The 21550-nt window shown below is 60.1% G+C and carries 24 protein-coding genes and 1 pseudogene; 18 read left to right on the top strand and 7 right to left on the bottom strand.

Features of this window, described 5'->3' with window-relative positions:
- Positions 1–2 precede the first annotated feature (2 nt).
- Genes IB265_RS19235 through IB265_RS19225 form a run of 3 tightly spaced genes read left to right on the top strand, consistent with a single transcriptional unit; the run spans position 3 to position 2169 of the window.
- Entirely contained in the window at positions 3–797 is a 795-nt protein-coding gene (locus tag IB265_RS19235) for a phosphotransferase (RefSeq protein WP_192495039.1), read from the top strand.
- Positions 794–1237 (top strand): Lrp/AsnC family transcriptional regulator, encoded by a 444-nt coding sequence (locus IB265_RS19230; RefSeq protein ID WP_057248394.1) that lies wholly within the window; start codon positions 794–796, stop codon positions 1235–1237. Before IB265_RS19235 ends, IB265_RS19230 begins: the two co-directional genes overlap by 4 nt.
- A 20-nt stretch (positions 1238–1257) precedes the next feature.
- Positions 1258–2169, top strand: a complete 912-nt coding sequence (locus IB265_RS19225; RefSeq protein WP_057248393.1) for a homocysteine S-methyltransferase family protein — start codon at positions 1258–1260, stop codon at positions 2167–2169.
- Between the two features lie 197 nt (positions 2170–2366).
- On the opposite strand, the gene IB265_RS19220 is transcribed toward IB265_RS19225, so the two are convergent.
- Positions 2367–3395, bottom strand: a complete 1029-nt coding sequence (locus tag IB265_RS19220; protein ID WP_057248392.1) for a LacI family DNA-binding transcriptional regulator — start codon at positions 3393–3395, stop codon at positions 2367–2369.
- 294 nt (positions 3396–3689) lie between these two features.
- Between IB265_RS19220 and IB265_RS19215 the strand changes: the two genes are divergently transcribed.
- From IB265_RS19215 to IB265_RS19160, 12 genes are all read left to right on the top strand, one after another.
- On the top strand, positions 3690–4712 hold the full coding sequence (locus IB265_RS19215; RefSeq protein WP_057248391.1) for a sterol desaturase family protein: 1023 nt from the start codon (positions 3690–3692) through the stop codon (positions 4710–4712).
- Between the two features lie 116 nt (positions 4713–4828).
- On the top strand, positions 4829–5800 hold the full coding sequence (locus IB265_RS19210) for a substrate-binding domain-containing protein (protein ID WP_057248472.1): 972 nt from the start codon (positions 4829–4831) through the stop codon (positions 5798–5800).
- Positions 5801–5918: 118 nt separating this feature from the next.
- On the top strand, positions 5919–6941 hold the full coding sequence (locus IB265_RS19205) for an ABC transporter permease (protein ID WP_057248390.1): 1023 nt from the start codon (positions 5919–5921) through the stop codon (positions 6939–6941).
- Positions 6942–6949: 8 nt separating this feature from the next.
- The gene (locus tag IB265_RS19200; protein WP_057248389.1) at positions 6950–7777 is read left to right on the top strand and encodes an ATP-binding cassette domain-containing protein; all 828 of its coding nucleotides are present in this window, start codon (positions 6950–6952) and stop codon (positions 7775–7777) included.
- Between the two features lie 56 nt (positions 7778–7833).
- The gene (locus tag IB265_RS19195; RefSeq protein WP_057248471.1) at positions 7834–8145 is read left to right on the top strand and encodes a MocE family 2Fe-2S type ferredoxin; all 312 of its coding nucleotides are present in this window, start codon (positions 7834–7836) and stop codon (positions 8143–8145) included.
- Between the two features lie 4 nt (positions 8146–8149).
- A complete protein-coding gene (locus tag IB265_RS19190; RefSeq protein ID WP_057248388.1) occupies positions 8150–8929 on the top strand; it encodes a TIM barrel protein in 780 nt (259 codons plus the stop codon).
- Between the two features lie 5 nt (positions 8930–8934).
- Positions 8935–9759: a 3-methyl-2-oxobutanoate hydroxymethyltransferase gene (locus IB265_RS19185; RefSeq protein WP_192495038.1), complete on the top strand. Its 825-nt coding sequence runs from the start codon at positions 8935–8937 to the stop codon at positions 9757–9759.
- An 18-nt stretch (positions 9760–9777) separates the two neighbouring features.
- Positions 9778–10779: an inositol 2-dehydrogenase gene (iolG, locus tag IB265_RS19180; RefSeq protein WP_192495037.1), complete on the top strand. Its 1002-nt coding sequence runs from the start codon at positions 9778–9780 to the stop codon at positions 10777–10779.
- A 51-nt stretch (positions 10780–10830) separates the two neighbouring features.
- Positions 10831–12024: an NAD(P)/FAD-dependent oxidoreductase gene (locus tag IB265_RS19175; RefSeq protein WP_192495036.1), complete on the top strand. Its 1194-nt coding sequence runs from the start codon at positions 10831–10833 to the stop codon at positions 12022–12024.
- Positions 12021–12905 carry a bifunctional methylenetetrahydrofolate dehydrogenase/methenyltetrahydrofolate cyclohydrolase FolD gene (gene folD / locus IB265_RS19170; RefSeq protein ID WP_192495035.1) on the top strand — a complete coding sequence of 295 codons (885 nt, stop codon included), beginning with the start codon at positions 12021–12023 and terminating at the stop codon, positions 12903–12905. The genes IB265_RS19175 and folD overlap by 4 nt, the downstream gene beginning before the upstream one ends.
- A gap of 18 nt (positions 12906–12923) precedes the next feature.
- Positions 12924–13808: a formyltetrahydrofolate deformylase gene (purU, locus tag IB265_RS19165; protein WP_192495034.1), complete on the top strand. Its 885-nt coding sequence runs from the start codon at positions 12924–12926 to the stop codon at positions 13806–13808.
- Positions 13809–13875: 67 nt separating this feature from the next.
- Positions 13876–14223 carry a hypothetical protein gene (locus IB265_RS19160; protein ID WP_192495033.1) on the top strand — a complete coding sequence of 116 codons (348 nt, stop codon included), beginning with the start codon at positions 13876–13878 and terminating at the stop codon, positions 14221–14223.
- Positions 14224–14418: 195 nt separating this feature from the next.
- Here IB265_RS19160 and IB265_RS19155 read toward each other — a convergent pair whose 3' ends face one another.
- On the bottom strand, positions 14419–14628 hold the full coding sequence (locus IB265_RS19155) for a helix-turn-helix domain-containing protein (protein WP_192495032.1): 210 nt from the start codon (positions 14626–14628) through the stop codon (positions 14419–14421).
- Between the two features lie 239 nt (positions 14629–14867).
- Here IB265_RS19155 and IB265_RS19150 point away from each other — a divergent pair, with 239 nt between their 5' ends.
- On the top strand, positions 14868–15758 hold the full coding sequence (locus IB265_RS19150; RefSeq protein WP_192495031.1) for a LysR family transcriptional regulator: 891 nt from the start codon (positions 14868–14870) through the stop codon (positions 15756–15758).
- A gap of 120 nt (positions 15759–15878) precedes the next feature.
- On the opposite strand, the gene hmpA is transcribed toward IB265_RS19150, so the two are convergent.
- Together hmpA and IB265_RS19140 are read right to left on the bottom strand one after the other, a co-directional pair.
- Positions 15879–17093, bottom strand: coding sequence for an NO-inducible flavohemoprotein (hmpA, locus tag IB265_RS19145; RefSeq protein WP_192495030.1), 1215 nt, complete (start codon positions 17091–17093; stop codon positions 15879–15881).
- A gap of 24 nt (positions 17094–17117) precedes the next feature.
- On the bottom strand, positions 17118–17783 hold the full coding sequence (locus IB265_RS19140) for a DUF1971 domain-containing protein (RefSeq protein ID WP_192495029.1): 666 nt from the start codon (positions 17781–17783) through the stop codon (positions 17118–17120).
- On the opposite strand from IB265_RS19140, the gene IB265_RS19135 reads away from it, so the two are divergent.
- The gene (locus IB265_RS19135) at positions 17752–18324 is read left to right on the top strand and encodes an Rrf2 family transcriptional regulator (protein ID WP_246805994.1); all 573 of its coding nucleotides are present in this window, start codon (positions 17752–17754) and stop codon (positions 18322–18324) included. The genes IB265_RS19140 and IB265_RS19135 overlap by 32 nt on opposite strands.
- Before the next feature lie 408 nt (positions 18325–18732).
- Here the strand turns inward: IB265_RS19135 and IB265_RS19130 are convergent, their stop codons facing one another.
- Together IB265_RS19130 and IB265_RS19125 are read right to left on the bottom strand one after the other, a co-directional pair.
- The gene (locus tag IB265_RS19130) at positions 18733–19140 is read right to left on the bottom strand and encodes a nuclear transport factor 2 family protein (RefSeq protein WP_192495028.1); all 408 of its coding nucleotides are present in this window, start codon (positions 19138–19140) and stop codon (positions 18733–18735) included.
- A 53-nt stretch (positions 19141–19193) separates the two neighbouring features.
- Positions 19194–20117, bottom strand: a complete 924-nt coding sequence (locus IB265_RS19125) for an NAD-dependent epimerase/dehydratase family protein (protein ID WP_309140392.1) — start codon at positions 20115–20117, stop codon at positions 19194–19196.
- 199 nt (positions 20118–20316) lie between these two features.
- Between IB265_RS19125 and IB265_RS19120 the strand changes: the two genes are divergently transcribed.
- Positions 20317–20976, top strand: coding sequence for a TetR/AcrR family transcriptional regulator (locus IB265_RS19120; RefSeq protein ID WP_057248379.1), 660 nt, complete (start codon positions 20317–20319; stop codon positions 20974–20976).
- A 56-nt stretch (positions 20977–21032) separates the two neighbouring features.
- On the opposite strand, the pseudogene IB265_RS19115 reads toward IB265_RS19120, so the two are convergent.
- A pseudogene (locus tag IB265_RS19115) lies at positions 21033–21356 on the bottom strand (tyrosine-type recombinase/integrase); the annotation flags it as partial.
- Positions 21357–21550 lie beyond the last annotated feature (194 nt).

The following is a 21550-nucleotide window of genomic DNA, read 5'->3' as shown; positions in this document are numbered from 1 at the left end:
CAATGGCTGTTTTTACAGATCTATCGGAGGCCGAATGCAATCAGATCGCGATGGCCTATCGCCTTGGGCGCCTGACCTCGGTGATCGGCATTGCCGATGGCGATGCGGAGACCACCTTCCTTTTCCGTTCCGAGCGCGGTGAGTTCATCATTACCCTGTTCGAGAGCTTCGCCGACCCGTTTGATCTTGAGCGCGCGTTCCGTACGATGGAGACGCTTGCTGCCGCTGGCGTTCCCTGTCCCGCGACCTTCCGCACGGATGCGGGTGCGGCAACGATCACCGTGTCGGGCAAGCTCGTCGCGGTTGTTGGTTTTGTGCCCGGGGCGCGGCCAAGTGAGATCACCACCGGCAAGTGCCACGCACTGGGTATCTGCGTCGCGCGGATACACCAGACGCTGAGGCGCGCAGTGGAGGCAGTGTCGGACGAGTTGCCAAGTGGAGCTGTTCACGGCGCTATCAATCGCGACAACGTGTTCTTTCTCGACGGAGAGGTGAGTGGTGTCATCAATTTTCGACTGCGGCGCGACGACGTTCTGATCACCGAACTCGCCCAGGTGCTGCTGCATTGGACCGCGAAGGCAAACGGTGCGCTCGACAGGACGCTCGCCGGCGCGCTACTGACCGGCTATACAGAAGTTCGTAGCCTCAGCGAGCTAGAGCAACAGGCCTTGCCGGGCTTCACCATGGCGGCCGCGGCGATCTCGTTTGCGCAGTGTGGCAGGTTTGCCGAACTCGAAGACGCCGCGCAATGCGCCTTCCGGTCTGCGAAGGTCGTTGTCGAGGAGATGCGGTCATGAAGCGCATCCTCGATCGGGCGGACGAGCGCATTCTCGCCGAGTTGACCCGCAACGCCCGGATCCCCCATGCGGAGTTGGCCGAGAAGGTGAACCTTTCGCGCAATGCCGTGCGCCAAAGGATCGAGCGACTGGAGCGAGATAGCCTCATCCTGGGGTACACGATCGTCGCAGGCGAGGGAAAGCCGCGCACCGCGGGGGTCACCGCACTGATGTTTGTCTACCGTCATGACCGCATGCGCGGTGGTGAGGTTATCCAGGCACTCAAGCGCTTGCCGGAGGTCGTCTCCTGCGACGTCATCAGCGGCGAGTTCGACCTCGTTGTTCGGGTCGAGGCGAGTGCGACGGACCGCATCCGTGAAATCTGGCAGGAAGTGTCCGTCCTGCCCGGTGTTCGGGACACGCTGACGGCATTCGCATTGTCCTCGATGATCAAGCGCTGACCGGGATGGGAAGGAAATCCATGAAATCCGTAAGAATACTCGACGGCGGCATGAGCCGCGAGCTTGTCCGCCTCGGTGCGCACCTCAGGCAACCGGAGTGGTCTGCACTCGCGCTGATTGAGAGCCCGGCGATCGTTCGGCGCGTGCATGAGGAGTTTATTGCCGCAGGCGCCGACATCATCACCACCAACAGTTACGCGCTGGTACCGTTCCACATTGGCGAGGAGCGGTTCCGCTTAGAGGGCCGCAGGCTGATGTCCCTTGCCGGACGTCTGGCGCGTGAGGCGGCCGACGCGAGTGTGGACCGAAGAGTGCTCGTTGCCGGATCGTTGCCGCCGATTTTTGGCTCCTACGAGCCGCAGCGCTTCATGCCGGACCGCGTGCACGACTACCTCGGCGCGCTGGTTGAGGAACTCTCGCCGTCGGTGGATGTCTGGCTCGGGGAAACACTCAGCTTGGTGACTGAAGCCGAAGCGGTGCGGATCGCGGTGGCCGGCACCAGCAGACCGCTCTGGATATCATTCACGCTCGATGACGAACCGGGTGCCGAGCGCAGGCCGGCAGCGCTACGCTCCGGCGAAAGCGTGGAGGAGGCCGCGCGCTGGATCGCCGGATCTGGTGCGGCAGCACTGCTCTTCAATTGCAGCCGTCCTGAAGTCATGCGGCGCGCCGTCGAAGAGGCGGCCTCCGTTTTTGCGCAGGAACGGTGCACCATCGAGATCGGTGTTTATGCCAATGCGCTCGCCACTGAGGAGCAAGGCGCAGCAAACGAGACACTTCATGCGGTTCGCAACGACTTGTCTGTCGACGGCTACTCCAGCTTCGCCTGTGAATGGGCAGAGAGCGGCGCGACGATCATCGGTGGCTGCTGCGGTGTCGGGGCATCGCACATCCGTTGCGTCTCTGCCCGGTTCAAGGTGGGTGAAAGATAGCCTTCGTTTTCGGAGTGCATGGATCGCCGGTTCGATTCCCCTCAAGGCGACAGATTCGTGGTTGGCCTCCGAGGCTCTCGGTCACTTTGTCCGCATCGAAATCTGGGCAGCGTCCTGAAGTGCACGCTCTAATCTCAGTACGGCAGATAATGCGTCGTGAGGAACCGCGCTAGGATAATTGCTTGCATGGTGCGTTTTCAGAGGTTCTCGCGCGTGTACATCTCGAAAGGGACAATTTTCGTGTAGCTCGCTTTCGCGCCCTCCGACGCGACGGCAGCGATCATGCCTTTGATCGCCTCGTTGGCGAGACGTTCCAGGGGGTGGGCAATCGACAGCGTCAGAGCACCATCGAGTAGGGCGCTCTTGACGTTGTCCATGAGTTCGTAGCCGACGACAACCAGAGTGCCGGCCCGTCCGGTCGTACGAAGGGCGGCAAGCACTCCGCTGATGCCGCCGCCCGCCACGTAGAGGCCGGCAAGATCGGGATGCTGGTCCAACAATCGTTCAGTCATTTCCTGCGCAACCGCGGAGGATTCGAAGGTCGACAGCGGCTCAAGCAGCAGGAATTGGGGAGCGTGTTCCCTAAAATACGAGCGGAAGCCGGTTTCGTTCATCTCCTGATTCCGGTAGCGCGGATTGCCCATCAGCAGGCCAATCTTGCCGGGCTTCTTGCAGATGTGGTCGAAGGTCCAGGCCGCAGTGCGGCCGACTTTCCAGTTGTCGAGGCCGATGTAATGGATCTGACCAGTTGCCGCGAGCTGCGAGATCAATGCAAAGACCGGTATCCCTCGGCCCTGGATTTCTTCAAGCGCTTGAGTGACGACAGGATGCACCGCGGTGGTGATGCAGAGCGCGTCGCATTCGCTGGCGAGTGTCAAGGCACGCTCCGCGGTGTTCTGCGGCGCCAGGTCTTCGAGATGCTCGATCCTCAATTCGACCTCGACCGCCTCGACTGCAGCTGCGGCTTGCGACAAGGCGAGTGCCACGAGTTGGTAAAAGGGACGATGCGGCTGAAGAAGGATCACGCCAAAACGGTACTTCGGGCGCGCGGCGGCATTGCGCGCCTGGATCGCACCCAAGCCGTAAAAGCCGATGCTCTCGGCGGCCGCCTGAACCTTTTCCCGCGTAGCCGTCCGGACATTTTCCGCGCCTGATAGAACCCGGTTCGCGGTGGCAATCGACACGCCCGCCGTTTCTGCGAGATCGCGGATCGTCGGTCTCTTCATTGGCCCCCGTGATATAAAATGTATCATTTCGTCTAGGAAATGAGATGAATGACACGATCATCTAATGAGAGACAAATGCGCCTTGATTTAACACCCGTCAAGTTGCCATTGTTCGTTTCAGAGATTGGCGTGTGGGGAAAACAGAAGCCCAAACGCCTGGGAGAGAAATGCAATCGACATCGCGGGATTCTGTGCTTTGGGCCTTCGCCCGAAGAGAGCAGCTCTGTGCCCGGAGTAAACGTCGATGCCTTTTCTTCCTTGCGAGCAGCAAGACGCTTGTCGGGAGGCATGACGATGGATGATCTTAATTACGGAACCCGTAACAAGCGCGGCGACTGGGCGCCCAACGGGCGCATCGAGGTTGCGCCGTTCTGGGCCTGGCCCCCGAAGATTCCGTCCGTTCTCAGATGGTTGCCTGAATATATCTGGCCGTGGAACGCCTTCCACATGGCAACGGCGCTCCTCTACTGGTTCTACGTCGTTCCGGATGTCGAGGTGATGAAGGCGCTGGACTGGCAATGGGCGCTGTGGCTCTACGCGGTGAACGCGGCGGCGATCTTCGTCTTCTACGGTTCGGTCGAGCTCTTTTTCTACGTGAAGCGCAAACAGGGCAACCGCTTCAAATACAATGTGAAATTTCCAAGCGAGCAGCCGTCGGACGTCTTCTGGTTCAAGAGCCAGAACATCGACAACTTCCTGCGCTCGTTCTTTTTTTCGATACCGCTGTGGACGCTGGTCGAGGTGTTGTTCCTCTGGGTCTTTGCCAACGGCTGGGTGCCGTGGCTGAGCTGGTCAGAAAATCCGTACTACCTCGCGTTTCTCGTTGCGGCAGCCCCCATGATCCACGAGGTGCATTTCTTCATTATCCACCGGCTGATCCACTGGGGCCCGCTCTATCGCTGGATCCACTCCGTCCACCACAATTCGGTGAACCCTTCGCCGTGGTCCTCGCTCTCCATGCATCCGGTCGAGGGCTTCCTCTACCATGCCGTGGCCTTCTGGCACCTGGTGATCCCCTCCAATCCGATCGTGGCGATGTTCCAGCTTCATATCGCCGGCTTCGGAGCGGTCAACGGGCACATCGGTTTCGACAAGCTCGAGGTTACGGAAGAGACCCCGCTCGATACCCATGCCTACGCTCACTACCTGCACCACAAGTACTTCGAGGTGAACTATGGCGGGGACGGTCTCATCCCGCTCGATAAGTGGTGCGGCACCTGGCACGACGGCACCAAGGATGGCGACGTCCAGATGCAGGCGCGCTTCGCCAAGAAGAAGGAGCGCATGAACGCCAAGACGGCGCGCGCGAACTCGTGAGTTCACCAAGGCTTGGGCTCCGCGAGGAGGCGGTTCCCAAGGCCGAACGGTCGCCGTGGCCCAGACTTCTAGCATTTTAACCCGCCATCCGGCGCAAGGGAGGAAACCCGATGACAATGCTGACCACCATGACGAAAGCTTTCGCGACCTCGGTTGCGATCTGTCTCACCGCCGCAAGCGTTGCGCTCGCCGCCGACATCGCCGTTGTCGGCGGAAAGACCGACGATGCTTTCTGGAGCAAGATCAAGAAGGGGGTCGACGATGCCCGCTTCGTGGTCGAAACCAACGGCGGCAAGGTCACCTATCTGCAGCTCCAGACTTACGACAACCTCGGACCGGATGCGGCAGGCCTGGTGCGCACAGCCATCAGCCAGGGCGTCACCGGTCTCGTCGTTCCCAACTGGGTGCCGGAAGCAGAGGACGAGGCGATCAAGGCCGCCGCCGACAGTGGCATCAAGATCATCCTCATGAATGCCGGTTCGCTCGACAAGGCGAAGGAGCTAGGCGCTATCAACTATGTTGGTTCGGACGAGTACCTCGCCGGTATCGCGGGTGGCGAATACTTCGGCAAGAACGGCCAGAAGAACGTGCTCTGCGTCAACACGCTTCCGGGCAGCGCCAATCAGGAAGCCCGCTGCAAGGGCGTGATCGATGGGATCACCAAGGCGGGCGGGACCGGCAAACAGCTGCCGCTGCCAGCAACGAGTTTCGGTGATCCCACCGCCATTGCCGAAGCCGTCAAGGCGACGCTGACGCAGGACGGTTCGATTGACGGCGTCATCACCATTGGTGCCGGTGACGCGGACGCGGCGGCGAGCGGCATCCAGCAGGCCGGCAAGGTCGAGAGCGTCAAGCTTGGCTCATTCGACTTCAACGAGGCCGGCCTCGACCGCATCAAAAACAGCGCGCAGCTCTTTGCCGTCGACCAGCAGCCGTATCTTCAGTCACTGCTTTCAGTCTCGCTGCTCGCGTCTCACATCGACTTCGGCACGGATCTTCCGGTCAAGCCGGTGCTGACCGGTCCGGGCATCGTCGATGCATCGAACATCGAGTCGACGCTCTCCGGCGTCTCCAAGGGCGCACGCTAAACCCGCGCGCTCGCTGGCCGCTCCCTGCACCTCCTCCAGGGAGCGGGCCCGTTACAACACGGCAAAGCCGGGAAGGGGAACCATCATGAGCTCGAAAACCGCAAGCCAACCACTCGCCATGGGGCAAACGTCAACATCTTCTAACGTCTCCGGCTTTTCCGTCGGCGGACTTTTCCGCAGACCGGAAGCCGGCGCCTTTCTCGGCCTGTTCGGCGTCTTCGCCTTCTTCCTCGTCTTTGGAAGCATCGATTTCCTGAAGCCGGCGGGTGCGGCAAGCTGGCTGAACGTCGCGGCCAATCTTGGCATCGTCGCCTTCCCGATCGGTCTTCTGATGATCGCCGGTGAACTGGACATTTCCATCGGCTCGATGATCCCAGCCGGCTCCATGACGGTCGCAATCATCTCAGGCTACTACGAGCTGCCGATCTGGCTCGGAATAGCTGCCTCGCTCGCTCTCGGCGTCTTTGTCGGTCTGGTGAACGGGATCCTCGTGGTCCGCACCAATGTGCCGTCGCTGATCGTCACGCTCGGAACCCTCTTTGCGGTTGCAGGCCTCGTTCTTGGACTGTCCGTTCTCCTCACCGGAACCACCAGTGTCGCCCTCAAGGCGCCCGCGCTCGCGAAGTACCTCTTCGGCCAGTTCGTCGCCAACACCTTCCAGGTGATCATCTTTTGGTGGCTGGCACTGACGGCGCTCTATGTCTACGTGGTTCACTACTCGCCCTGGGGCAACTGGATCTTCGCCATGGGCGGCGACAAGATCAGCGCGCGCAATGCCGGCATCCCGACGGCTCGTCTGACGATTGCACTCTTCGTGTTGTCGTCCACCAGCGCCGCCTTTGTCGGCATGTGCCAGGCGATACTCTTCAATTCCGCTCAGGTCTCGGCCGGCATGTCCTTCATCTTCAACTCGATCATTTCGGTGGTCGTCGGCGGCGTGCTGCTCACCGGTGGCTTCGGCTCCATCATCGGCATCTTCTTCGGCACGATCACCTTCGCCGTCGTCAACCAAGGCATCTATTTCACGTCCTTCGACCGCAACTGGTCGAGCCTCATCATCGGCGTGATGCTGCTTCTGGCCGTGCTGATGAACAACACCTTCCGCAGCATGGCGCTCTCCTACTCGCCGAAGAAGAAGTGAGGTCCGACATGTCCGCGCCCATCCTCAAGCTCAGAAACATCTGCAAGTCCTTCGGTCCGATCGATGTCCTCAACGACATCTCGCTCGACATCTGTCCTGGCGAAGTGCTGTGCCTGCTCGGCGACAATGGCGCCGGCAAGTCCACGCTAATCAAGACGCTTTCAGGCGTCTACCGCCCGACATCCGGCACGATGGAGATGGACGGCAAGGCCGTCGAGTTCAACGGCCCGCGCGACGCCAGCAGCCGCGGCATCGCGACGGTTCACCAGTTCGGCGGCACGTTCCCGCTAATGAGCATCGGTCGCAGCTTCTTCGTCGGCGTGGAGCCGACCAGAGGCTGGGGGCCATTCAAGGTATTCGACCGGAAGAAGGCAAACGAGATAGCGATCCATGCCATCCAGGACTTCGGGATCACCCGGATCGATGACGGCGACCGGCTGGTCGGTGGCCTTTCAGGCGGGGAGCGGCAATCGCTCGCCATTGCCCGTGCCGTCCATTTCGGCGCGAAGGTCCTGATCCTCGACGAGCCGACCGCCGCCCTGGGGGTGAAACAGGCTACCCATGTGCTCAGGATCGTCAACGAGGCAAAACGCCGGGGCCTCGCCGTCGTCTTCATCACCCATCAGGTCATGCACGCGATGGCCGTGGGTGACCACTTCGCGGTGCTGATCCGCGGCGCGATCGCCGCCGATTTCCGCAAGGGCGAGAAGACGCGCGAGGAAATCACCGACCTGATGGCGGGAGGCGAGACCATGGCAGAACTCGAAGCCCAGATCGACGGCTACATGACCGCCCATGACGGGCACGCGCCCCAGATTGCCGGTGCGGCGGTCTAGCCGGCCGCACTCCGAAGAACCGAAACGCACAAGATGAAATGCCAAAGGATGAAGACATGGGGACTTGGACCCGCGCCTGCGCAACCGACGATGTCGAGCTTGAGGATTTGCTCCGTTTCGATCACGGCGGACGCTCATTTCTGGTGATCCGCAGCCCGGAAGACGAGTTCTTCTGCATCGACGGGATCTGCACGCATGAACGGGTGCACCTTGCCGATGGCCTCGTCATGGACGGCATCATCGAATGCCCGAAGCATAACGCGCATTTTGACTACAAGACCGGCGAGGCGACGCGCGCGCCTGCCTGCATCAACCTCAAGTCTTGGCCGGTAAAGGTCGAGAACGGCGACGTATTCGTAGAGATCTGACGATATGACACAGTTTGCATTGGCCGCTTGCGCGGAAATGATCTGGCGGGATCGCTCCATCGAATGGAGGGCCTCGCGTCTCAAGGAAATGGGTTTTGGCGTCGGCCTATGGAACTGGCCGGACCACGATCTGGCGAAACTGGAGGCCACCGGCGCCACGTTCACCATCATGAACGGCTATCTCCGCGGGAGGCTCACCGATGACGACGGAGCGGCCGAACTCCTTGAAACCGCACGACAGACGGCCCGGATCGGAAAGAGGCTTGGTGTGCAGCGTCTCAATCTGCACGGGACCGGCCTTGGCGAAGGTGGGCTCCCAGTCCAGCCCATCGAGGTGGTAACAGGGGCGATGTGGCTGAAGGCGCGCGACACGCTTTGCCGTGTCGTCGACATGGCAGAGGAAGAGAGCGTCACCTTCACGCTCGAGAACCTCAACCTTCCCGTCGACCATCCGGGCGTACCCTTCGGTCGGGCCGAGGACACTTTGGCATTGGTCGCGAGCGTCAATCACCCGCGTCTGCGTCTCAATCTCGACCTCTACCATGCCCAGATCGGCGAGGGGAACCTGATCGAACTCTGCCGCAAGTGCCTGCCCTTTATCGGCGAAATCCAGGTGGCCGATGTGCCTGGCCGCTTTGAGCCCGGAACCGGTGAGGTCAACTGGAAGGGCATCGCCACGGCTCTAAAAGCCATGGGTTACGCCGGACCGGTCGGCATGGAGGCTTTTGCCTCCGGCGATCCGGAACTCGCGCTTGAATCCTTCCGCAACGCGTTCACGGTGTAACTTCGATGGTCCACAAGAATACCCGTCCGACTGTAGCCGACATCCGCGCCATGAAGGCGCGCGGCGAAAAGATCTCCATGCTTTACGTCACGACGCTCGAGGAAGCGGCGGCGGCCGATGCCGCCGGTATCCACATGCTCTCGATCGAAGGGCGCTTCTTTTCGCCCGAAATGCGCGAGGCGGCGGGCCGCTGCTTCGTGCAGGTTGGTCTGCCCTACGGCGGCTGGGGCAAGTTCGAGGGCCGCCCGCTTGCAACGGCTGACGACTATCTGCGTGCCGCCTTTCACTTTTCCGCCATGGGCGGCGACTGCTTCTACTGCGCCGCCTCGCTCGAAATTCAGAAGGTGCTCTGCGACAACCATGTGCCGGTCGTGGCCCACGTCGGGCTCATCCCATCCTACATCACGTGGACTGGCTTCCGTGCGGTCGGCAAGTCGGCGGCCGAGGCGGTCAAGGTCTTCCGTCACGTCAAGCAACTCGAAGCCATCGGTTGCTTCGGCGCGGAGCTGGAGGTCGTGCCGGACAGGGTCGGTGAGCTGATCTCGAAAAACACCTCGATGATCATGCTCGGCATGGGCGCCGGTCCGGGAGCCGATGCCCAATATCTCTTCGCCGAGGATGTGCTTGGCCATACCAATGGCCATAGGCCGCGCCACGCCAAGACCTATCGCAATTTCTCGGCCGAATTCGAGCGGTTGCAGAAGGAGCGCGTCGCTGCGTTCCGCGAGTTCATCGATGACGTCAACAAGGGCGTCTATCCCCAGCCTCAGCACAACGTCGCAATCACCGACACCGAATTGACCGCATTCAAGACCGAACTCGGTCTTTGATCAGTAAAGGAAAATCAAATGCTTAAAGTTGGCCTTCTCGGCGCGGGTCGCATCGCCTGCGTACACGCAACGGCGATCTCCAGCCATTCCGGCAGCAGACTTGTTGCCGTATCCGACATCAACATGGCCGCTGCCGAAAAGATCGCCACCCAATACGGCGCTGAGGCGCGCGACACGGCGGCTATTCTGGGTGATCCGTCGATCGATGCCGTGCTGATCGCCACGTCGACTGACACCCATTCCGATCTCATTGAAAAGGCAACGGCCGCTGGAAAGGCCGTCCTTTGCGAAAAGCCGGTTGATCTCAGCCTCGCGCGGGCGCAGGCCTGCCAGAAGGCGGTTTCGTCCACCGGTCGGCCCGTCATGGTCGGTTTCAATCGCCGGTTCGATCCTAGTTTTTCGGCGCTCAAAAGGGCAACTGATGCAGGCGAAATCGGCAAGGCGGAACTTCTGTCGATCACCTCCTTCGACCCCGCGCCACCGCCTGTCGCCTATATCAAGGTCTCCGGCGGTCTCTTCCGGGACATGATGATCCACGATTTCGACATGGCGAATTTCATCATGGGTACACCACCGGTCACTGTTACCGCGGTCGGTTCGTCCATCGTCGATTCAGATATCGGTTCGGCAGGCGACGTCGACACGGCTGTGGTGACGCTCACCTACGCCGATGGCCGCATTGCTGTCATCAAGAACAGCCGCCGCGCCGTTTACGGTTACGACCAGCGCCTTGAGTTGCTTGGCTCCAAGGGGCTACTGCAGGCCCAGAACATGCTCGAAAGCACCGTCGTGAAGTCGACAACCGAGGGCGTGATCGGCGCAAAGCCGACCTATTTCTTCCTCGAGCGCTATATGCCCGCCTATGCGGCGGAATGGGCAGCATTCGTCGAAGCGGTGGGCGGCTCCAAACCGCTGCCTGTGACGTTGGAAGATGGCGTTGCCGCCTTGGCAATGGCGGAGGCAGCCACGTTGTCTGTAAAAATGGGTGCCCCCGTTTCGCTTCGATCCGTTCTGGGCTGAGCCCCTGACCTTAAGCGGTCTTCGGGCCGCTTCCTCATGATGGAAAACGCAATGACGCACCATGTGATCATCGGCGCGGGCGAAGCCGGCTTGCGCGCTGCTGCAGCCTTGCGAGACGCGGGCGAGAGGCACGTAACCCTCGTCGGTGGCGAGCATATGCCGTCCTACGACCGGCCGGCCCTCTCCAAGCCCGACGGCGAAACGGGCCTTTTTCATCGCCCGATCGCGGTCGACCTTGCCAGATTGGAGGTCGTGCTCGGGCGAACCGCAAAGGGGATCGACCGGGAAACGAAAGCGGTCATCCTGACGACAGGAGAACGCCTGGCCTACGACCGTCTGCTGCTTGCGACGGGGGCGAGGCCGCGGCGGTTGGCCTGCGATCCCGCAGGTCATGCCTTGATGCTGCGCACCCTTGGCGACGCCGAGGCAATCTACGGCAAGGCGGACGCCGGGGGTAGCGCCATCCTCGTCGGCGCAGGCCTCATCGGTCTCGAACTGGCGGCGGAATTGACCCGCCGCGGCATGACGGTTCGTGTTCTGGAGGCCGGACCACGGGCGCTTGGTCGAGGCGTGCCCGCCGAAATCGCCGACGTGATCGTGAGCCGTCATCGCCGCTCCGGTGTGACGTTTGACTTCGACGTCCGTATCGAGCGCGTAGAACACAAGTCCGTGGTGCTCGCTGACGGTGCGCGGATCGAAGCGGATCTCGTGGTCGCTGCCGTCGGCATCGAACCGGAGGTTGGTCTTGCTGTTTCGGCCGGGCTTGCATGCGCCAATGGGATCGAGGTCAATTCCCGGCTCGTGACGTCGGATCCTTCGATCTTCGCGGCGGGGGACTGCGCAGTAATCGACCATCCACGCTACGGCCGCACACGGTTCGAAACCTGGCGAAACGCATGCGACCAAGGCGCCCACGCCGCCAAAGCGATGCTCGGGGAGGCCGCAAGTTTCGAGACACTACCATGGTTCTGGTCGGATCATTTCGATCTCGGCCTGCAGGCCGTCGGCTTGCATGACCCGTTACGGCGGTCCGCGCGCCGCGACTTGGCCGATGGCGGTTGGCTGCGTTTCGAGCTGGACGAAAACCACGTTCTTCAGGCGGCGGCAGGCATAGGGCCTGGAACCTCCGTCTCCCGTGACATCCGTCTCGCCGAGAAGCTGATCGAGAGGGGCGCTTTCTGCGCTCCCGAGGCGCTCGCCGATCCGGGCTTAGGATTGAAATCGCTTTTGAAGGTTGCGGCATGATGGACACCGTTTCGGACCACCATATAGACGGCAAACACTTCGCCGCGCAGCTCAGAGCCAAGATCGCAGCCGAGGTATCCGAGCTAAAAGAAATGTCCGGACAGGTTCCGGGGCTCGCGGTCATTCTCGTCGGCGACGATCCGGCAAGCCGCGTCTACGTCGCCAACAAGCATCGCCAGACCGTTGAAGCGGGGATGAAGTCCCTGGAATTCCGGCTTTCGGAGCAGACGACGCAAACTGAGCTCGTCGCGCTCGTCCAACGCTTGAACGATGATCGTTCGGTTCATGGGATTCTCGTTCAGCTGCCGCTGCCTGCGCAAATCGAAGCGGACGCGGTCATCAATGCAATCGCCGTCGAGAAAGACGTGGACGGCTTTCATGTCCTCAATGCCGGGCGTCTTGCGACCGGGCAGGCATCGCTGGTGCCCTGCACGCCGCTCGGATCGATAATGCTTCTCAAGGACCGTCTTGGCGATTTGTCGGGCCTTCACGCCGTGGTGGTCGGTCGTAGCAACATCGTCGGCAAGCCGCTTTCACAGCTGTTGCTTGCCGAAAATTGCACCGTGACGGTCGCTCATTCGCGCAGCCGCAATTTGCCGGAAATATGCCGGAGCGCGGACATTCTGGTCGCCGCCGTCGGCAGGCCGGAAATGATCAAGGGCGACTGGATCAAGCCGGGTGCGGTCGTCATCGATGTCGGCATCAACCGGCTGAGCGACGCGGGCGGCGTGCGGCTCGTCGGCGACGTGGCGACTTCGGAGGCAGGACACGCTACCGCCATTACGCCCGTTCCCGGAGGGGTCGGGCCCATGACCATAGCCTGCCTTCTATCCAATACGCTGGAGGCGTTCAGGCAAAGCCTGGCGCCGGCCGCAACCTGACCTAGCGAGAGGACATCCATGTCGAGTTTTGCCCTGCGCGTGCGCTGCGCATCCACCCGTGGCATTGTTGCCGCCATCTCTTCCTTCCTGGCGGAAGAGCAATGCAACATCACCGACAGCGCGCAGTTCGATGACGCTGACACGGGCCAGTTCTTCATGCGTGTCAGTTTCTGCTCCGAAGGCGGACGGGAATTGGAGTCGCTGCGGGCTGGATTTCAACCGATTGCGGACCGTTTGGGAATGGAGTTCGAGTTCTTTGATGAGAAGGTCAAGCGCAAGGTGATCATCATGGTCTCACGCTTCGGCCACTGCCTGAACGACCTGCTCTACCGCTGGAAGATCGGCGCGCTTCCGATCGACATCGTCGCGGTCATCTCCAATCACTTGGATTACCAGAAGGTTGTTGTGAACCACGACATTCCGTTCCACCACATCAAGGTGACGAAGGAGAGCAAAGCTCAGGCCGAGGCGGAGCAGATGCGCATCGTTGAGGAGACCGCGGCGGAGCTCGTCGTGCTCGCGCGCTATATGCAAGTGCTCTCAGATCGCATGTGCCGGGAGATGTCCGGTCGCGTAATCAACATCCATCATTCGTTCCTGCCCTCCTTCAAAGGAGCCAATCCCTACAAACAGGCCCTCGAACGCGGTGTGAAACTCATCGGCGCCACGTCCCACTACGTGACCGCAGATCTCGACGAAGGCCCGATCATCGAGCAGGACATCGTCCGCGTCACCCATAGTCAATCGAACGACGACTACGTCAGCCTTGGTCGCGACGTCGAAGCTCAGGTCCTGGCTCGGGCGATCCACGCTCACATTCACGGTCGTGTTTTCCTCAACGGTAACAAAACCGTGGTGTTTCCGCCTTCGCCTGGAAGCTACGCATCAGAGCGCATGGGGTGAGTGGGCCTCCTCGTTGCGGCGCGGACACCGAATTGATCGGGTGCCGATCACGTGGGAGGGCGATGCGATGGCTAGTATCCAAACCGGTGACAAATTGACAGGAACTCAACGCGAGATGCCAACGTCGACCCTCAGCGTCGAGGACATCAAGGTGAGAATTATCACGCGCGAGATCATCCTTCCGGCCGCCCTGAAGCAGGCCATGCAGGTCCTGCTCCAGGATCCCGACCTTGTCGCATTAGGGACGGCGAAGTCTGTCGCAGTGTCGTGCTCCGTGTCGACGTCGTCTGTGCATCGCTTGGCACGGCAATGCGGATACGAAGACTTTGCGAGGATGCGCTCCGCATTTAGAAACCACCTCCTCCAACGGAGCCGAGCCTGGAAGAACTTCGAAGAATTTTTCTCTGCGACGTGACCGTTCTTGTGTCCATCCGTTCCTATGGTGCAAAAGGCATCGCCCGCCACTTCGAATCGCGAGCGTTGAGTAGAGTCGAATTTCCATTCACCCCGAGCCACTGCTCGTTGCCCACTGTTCTGTGTACGTTTCCGAGTTGTGCGTGTGGGATCGCATAATGTATCGACTGGAATGCTGTCGTTCGGGAGAGCGGCACTATTTGCTCAGTCGCACGCCAGGCCCACCACTTCCCGCGTAGTCGCCGTCGATGAATGCTATGCCGGCGTTTTCCAAGACAGAACGAATGTCAGCAACCGTGCGAGGTTTAAGCTCTTCGCCGCGTTCGAAACGCACGATCGTGTTGGTGGAGACTGTCGCTGCCTCAGCAAGCTCCTTGACGCTCATCTGAAGAGCTGTGCGAGCCATTCTGCATTGAACCGGCAACAAAATCGCCTCTCCATATCGATTTCGCCTTGACGTGGCGAATTTTGGTGAGTATTTACAACCTCGGAGCGCATTGCGCTTAGAGGTGATTCTATTCGGACTATAGCGAGCCAAAGGAGCGCGCGCGAGCGTGCGACCTGCCGCGCCTATCGTTTTTAGCAAGGCAAGGCGTCGCTGGAGACACGGCGATCGAGTTGCTCGCATTAAGCGCGGAGCACGACATGGAACTGCGCCAACTCTCGTTCTTCGTTGCGGTGGCCGAGGAGCTGCATTTCAATCGGGCGGCCGCGCGGATGTGCATCGCCCAGCCGGCATTGAGTGCGCACATCCAGGCGCTGGAGAAGGAGCTTGGTGTCCGGTTGCTGGAGCGGTCGACGCGCAGGGTCGAGCTGACGCGGGCAGGGGAGGTGTTCTACGATCGGGCGGTCCGGATCATTGGCGATGTCGGTGTGTCGGCCGAGATGGCGCGCTCGGTTGCCGGCAAGGCTGCCCGCACGATCAAGATCGGAACTGTCTATCCGGCAACGACCGGCGTGCTGCCGGCGTTTCTCGCCCGCATCGGCCGGAAGTTTCCGGATGTGGCGCTGCATGTGACGAGTGGTTCGACCAGCGACATCATTCGTGGACTAGAAGATGGCCAGATCAATCTCGGCTTCATCCGACCGGTTGAAAACATCGGCTCCTTGCGCTTCTTCTCGATCGCGCATGAGCGCTATCTCTTGGCAGTCGAAAAGAGGAGCCCGCTCGCGCTTCGAAGCGAGATCGACATTGAGGATCTGCGTTCCGAGAAGATCATCGCTTTCTCCCGTCAGAACCTCTCCTACTCGGAGCGGTACTTCTCGGAAATGTTCGAGACCCATGGTCTGACCGGCAACATCGCCTATAGCTGCGACGACACCTTCTCGCTGGTGTCGCTTGTCTCAGCCGGTCTTGGCATCGGCTTTGCGCCGGAATGGACGAAGGATCTGCCGAACCGAAACTTCGAGCTCAGGCCGGTGCGCGGCGTCGATCTCAAGATCGGGCTCGGGGTTGCCTGGAACAAGGAGGACCCAACGGCATCACGCGACGACATCATCGACATTGCCCGGTCGCTGGCGCGGCCCGGAAGGTGAGGTGGCGCCTGATATTCGAGCGCTGGTCTGAAAAACGTGCAGGCACTGTCCTGCGGCCGGCACCGAAAGCGCTGGCCGCAGGATTGGAGTGACGATGCCACGTTTCGTTGTTCGTCGCCTTCAGGCGGCAATGAGTTCGTCGGACGGGCCAAAGAACTCGAAGTGAACCCGCTCGCTTGAAACGCCTTCTCTGGCCAGCGCCGGAACGAGGGCGCGAAGGAACGGCTTCGGTCCACAGAGATAGAAATCAGCATTTTCAATGGGCGTATTCTTGCGAAGCCACTCTGCGGTGATGAAGCCGTCGAAGTCGTGAGACAGTCCGACCGCGTCCTCAGCTGTGGGCGCGCTGTAGAAGCTGCTGATCTTGATCTTGCCATGCGCGTCGGCGAGCTGGCGAACATGCCGGTCCATGGCATGCGTCCCGCTATTCAGCGCGCCGTGGATGAAATGCGCTTCGAGGTTCGGATGCTCCTCGGCGATTGTCTCCAGGATACTGACCATCGGCGTCAGGCCAACGCCGCCCGAAAGCAACACGACCGGTTTCTCCGGCGCTTCAGGAAGGAAGAAGTCGCCGGCCGGCGGGGTCGCACTCAACACCATGCCTACGCTCGCCCGATCGTGGAGGTATCGCGATCCACCCTGTCCCTGCGCTTCCCGCTTGACCGAGATGCGGTAGAAACTATCGCTGGGACCGCTGGAGATCGAGTAGTTGCGCTTGATCTCCTGGCCGTTCTCCAGTTGGAAGCGAAGCGTCAGATATTGGCCGGGCTTGTGGCGCGCAACGCGACCGCCATCCTTGGGCTTCAAGACAAACGAGGTGACGACATCGCTTTCGCGAACCTTCGCGTCGACGACGAAGTCTCTCCAGCCATCCCAGCCGCCCGAGCGCTTCAGCAGTTCGCCGCGGATCTCGGCTTCGCGCTCCTTGAGAATATCGGCCAGGAACCAGTAAGCCTCGCCCCATGCATTCAAGAGTTCAGGTGTCGCTGCATTTCCGAGCACATCCTCGATGGCGGCGAGAAGGGCCGTGGCCACAAAGGGATAGTGCTCGGGCAGAATATGATACCCGATGTGCTTGTGCGCGATCCGCTCGACCACGGGGCCGAGCACGGCAAGGTTATCGATGTTTTGCGCGTAGGCCACAATGGCGGCGGCAAGCGCGTTAACCTGTGAGCCGCCTTCGCCCTGATTTGCATGGTTGAACAGCTCGCGGATATGATCGTCACGGAATAGGCGGGCATACATGCTCTTCGTGATGTCCGCTCCGTGTGCCGCGAGAGCCGGGATGCTTGCCTTTACGATCTGAACGGTCTCGGGTGAGAGTGGTTTCGGCATGATCTTTCCTTTCGATGCGGTGCATCAGTGGGGGGCAGGTTGGTGATCGTAGAAGTGCAATTGAAGTTTCACCGGGCCTACGATCTGGAGGTGGTGGGGCACATCCGGGGGGATGATGACCGGCGAGCGGGTGTCCGCTTCGATCACCGGCTGAGAATGAAGGTGGTAGTGGAGGCTTCCCTCAAGGACGGTGAGCTTCGCCCAGGTCTGCGGCCGCAGCCTGTGAAACTGCAGGAGCGGTTTGGGGACCGTGTCTTCGTCGAAAACCGGTGTGCTCCTATAGGGCCGTGAGGCAAGCTCAAGCGGTCTGGCCGGCGGGACTGCGTGGTCCGATCCAAACAGGGCGGACGACAAACGCGAAGCAATTCTGATGGCCCTTGACTGGATCTCGGCAGCAACCTCCGGCGACAGGGCGTCTGAAGTGACCTTCCTCCAAAGCGTCAACCAGCGCTCGAACATGCCCGGGTGGATGCGTTCAAGGTGGATCAAGTGCATTGCCACCGGATTGCCCTTGTAACGGCCGGTGGACATCATCATCGACCCCCAGAATGCCGTCATGCGCTCGAGATGGTCGTCCCAATCTGTTACGGCCGCGAAGCCAGCGTTCAAGACCTGGTCGGATCGCACTTCGGCGTAGAAACGTTCAACGATCGTTCGGATGTCTGTTTCGGTTATCGCTTGCGAGCTCATCGCAAATCCGCCCTTAAACATGTATCTCAGATGCATCTATTTATTCGAGAACAAAGATGCTAATCAAATGCATGTTTTTGGATTGGACTATTTGACGCAGACCCCGATGAGGCTCACCAAATATACCGACTACGCAATGCGATTGATGATCTATTTGGGATCACGGCCATCGGGGCTTAGCTCGATCCGGGAGATATCGGACACGTTCTCTGTCTCGCAAAACCATATGATGAAGGTTGTTCAGGACCTTGCGAACGCTGAGTTCCTGGAGTCCGTGCGCGGTCGCAATGGCGGTATACGCCTCGCGAGGCCGACGAACGAGATCAATCTCGGCGCGCTGCTTCGGCATACAGAAGGGCTGACGGATCTGATAGATTGCCACGGCTGTCGTATCGCGCCCGCCTGCGCCTTGCCGAGCGTGCTTTCGGAAGCCACAGCTGCCTTTGTGGCGGTTTTCGACAAATACACGCTCGCCGATCTCGTGGGCAAGCCTTCGGCGCTCGGCGAGCTTTTGGGCTTCGGGGAGCATTCGTCGCGGTGAGGTTATGTCGTGGCCCTTCGAAGACGCGGCCATTCTCCTTGCCTACCCTCGCATGTGATCGCGGGCGGGTCGCGATTGAAACTCCCGGATAGCGAGGGGAGAGCGCCAAACAGGCCAAGTTCATGTCTTGCGGAATGAACCTTTAACAGAGGGAATAATAACTGGGTCATTAGTTCTGATCCCATCAAGGGATTGAAAGTCGGCTTTGGGGCCGCTTGCTGACAGTCTGCTTCGGAGCAGCGTCCGGCAGAAAACTGCCGTTCAGTAAGCGACCGCAATTCGGCCATTCGCTCTCCAAAAACGTAGACCCTAAAGCTGCTTGCAATTACCTAAATGGCCGATTTGTCTGCGTAGACGGCTTGACGGTCTGCACTAAACTTCAGGCCCCTGTCGTGGCTGCGGCACCGACTATCCGCTGATGCTGGTCGCCTGAGACCAGACGACCATCCATTGGCCATCACGCTGTTCGTAGACGTCGGTGTGCCAGTAATCACTGAGAGGCACTTTGTGCCCACTGAACAAGATCTCCAACCGGGCGCGATATCGGATGACCGCAGCGGTGTCGTACAGGCGCACCGCAATGTCGGCAGGCTCCCAGGTCAGGTATCGAATTTTGCCCAATGCGATAGACCCCAGATACTCGTCTTTGGAAAGGGCCACGCCGATTGGCGTGATCAATTGAAAGTCTGGTGCGTGAAGCTTTCTCGCCCGGTCGAGATCAGCGACGACGAGGGCGCGCAGTCTGGCGCGTTCCGTTTCACGCAAAAACTCTATTGTGCTGGAGGTTTCGACAGTATTGGGGGATCGGGTCGTCATGGTATTCTCCAATTGAAAAAGGCGAGATCGCTCGATCTCTAAATAAGTGACGACTATACGGAGGCTGCGGCGGTCGGCGGCATGGCTGCGATTAAGCCCAAGTCAATCAGGCTCTGGGCGCTAGCCCGTATAGCCTCTTCCTCTGAGCGCGACCGCCAGTTCAGGACATGCCGGGCCTTTGCTGCGCTGACACTCAGGTCACGATTGAGTTCATGAACGATGGTTCGTGCATGGGAGTCGGATTCCGCCATCGCCCTAACCACCTCATCGGGAACTTCACCTGAAGGAAGCCGTGAGACGTACTCTGGGAAGGACGCAGCCAGGACAGCTACCAAATCCTTGAGCCAGAAAAAGCGCCCGCCAACGATAAACCTTTGATCTTTGGCTTCGGGCTGCGTCATCGCCAGCAGGTGAGCCCGCGCCACATCGCGCACATCCACCACTGAGAAACCAAACCGTGGAATACCTTGGAATTGTCCTGTCATCAGATGATGGATCGGTCCCACGGATGTCCCGAAATTCGCTCCGAGCAACGGCCCCAGGATCATGCTCGGGTTAATGACAGTCAGTTCGAGCCCTACGTCGCGCGCAAAGGCCCAGGCAGCACGCTCAGTCAAAGTTTTTGACTGGTAATAGGGCGTTGCCCGCGGACCGTTCGGGTCAGTCCAATTTTCTTCGGTGAAGGGGGCCTGCCCGTCGCCATGGTTGGTGGCACCTATCGAGGATGTGAGGACCACCCGCTCGACGCGCGCGTTGTGCGCCGCAAGGAGCACCCGCAAAGCGCCCTCACGGGCGGTCTGGATCAAAGCGTCCGTATTTTCCGGAAACCCAGGAGGAAAGGGAGACGCGGTATGAATGACATAACGACAGCCTTCGACAGCTGCAGGCCAGCCATCGTCGCTATCAAGATCTGCCTGCACGAAGCTGAGCCGCTCCAGAGCATCCTTGCCAATATGAGCGCCAAGCAGACGTCGCACGCGTCACTTTTTTCGATGTGGCGCAGACTACCGCGCACACGATAGCCTTGCTTAAGCAACTGAAAGGCGACGTGCCCGGCGAGAAACCCACCAATGCCGGTAACCAGCACCGCTGCATTTGCAGCGTTCGTCTCTGTTTTCATCGAATGTCCTTCTGACCGCATCAGTCGGTCATACCGATTAGACACTTGAACCCTAAATGTCCAATCGTCTTTTGACAGTCTGGACTGAAGGTGTCAATCTGCCCATCATGCAGCCCGACCAAAAAATAACCCTGATCCTGGACGCAGCCTTGCCGGTGTTTGTGCGCTTTGGCTTTCGCAAGACGTCAATGGCGGACATTGCCCGTGCGGCGTCGATCTCGCGCGCCTCGCTCTATTTGAGCTTCAGCAGCAAGGAAGAGCTGTTTCGGGCCGGTTCAGTTCGCGCCCACGCCAAGGCCTTGGATGAAGTGGCAGCGGTGCTGGCGAGCGACGGGTGTGCCTTTGATCGCATTGCCAAGGCCATGGCGGTTTTTCAGCGGGAGTTGATTGCGCCATTTGGCGGCAGCGCTGATGCAGATGAGCTATTTGCCGCCAACGTGGCCTTGGCGGCCGATATTACGCTCGACGCGCGCCAGAAGCTTTTGAACCTGCTGACGCAAACCATATTGGCTGCTGCGCAGAAGGGCGAAATCGATCTTGAACCTCTGCAAGTGCCACCTGCGCAGCTGGCCAATCTCATTGTCGCTGCCATGGATGGGATCAAGCACGCCCAAGGCGGCGGTTCCAGCCTTCAAGACGGCATGAAACTCTTCATGCGCCTCCTTCGACTGGCCGTAGCCGCCGTTCCGCTCCCCACCCCAAATCGGATCTCGTGAATGAAGAACCAGCCGACGAAGCGGTCATCCGTTTTGAGCGAATGACCGTTCCATGTTCATATTTCGGTTCGCTCAGCCAAAAGCAACGCATCCTCGATGTCCATACCGAGATATCGGACCGTGTTCTCGATCTTGGTGTGCCCGAGCAATATCTGGATGGCGCGCAGGTTGCCGGTTGCCTTGTAGATCATGGCCGCTTTCGTTCTTCGCAGCGAGTGCGTGCCATAGTCCGATGCTCGAAGCCCAATCGCTGTGACCCATTCATCAACCAGACGGGCGTACTGTCGCGTGCTCATGTGCCGCGAGTGATCGACCCGACTTGGGAAAGCGTATTCATCGACGGTGCCACCGCGTCTCTCAAGCCACGCCAATAGGCTGGCCGACCGTCTTCCCCGCATTCCATGCGGCACGGCCGCGGGCTGCAGCATCATATCGAGAGTTTCCCATTTCATTTCTCCTTGGCCTTAATTGGCCGAAAGAGAAACGATTGAGGCTGGCAGCCCTCGGGCCGCAAGCGGACCAGCGGCTTTCGTGCTGCAACGCTTTTAAGCCGCCAATCCGGCATGTATCTATT

This window comes from Ensifer sp. ENS10, assembly GCF_014852025.1.
Taxonomy (GTDB): domain Bacteria; phylum Pseudomonadota; class Alphaproteobacteria; order Rhizobiales; family Rhizobiaceae; genus Ensifer.
The sequence above is the reverse complement of the archived record's forward strand: the minus strand, read 5'-3'. Positions and strand labels throughout refer to the sequence as shown.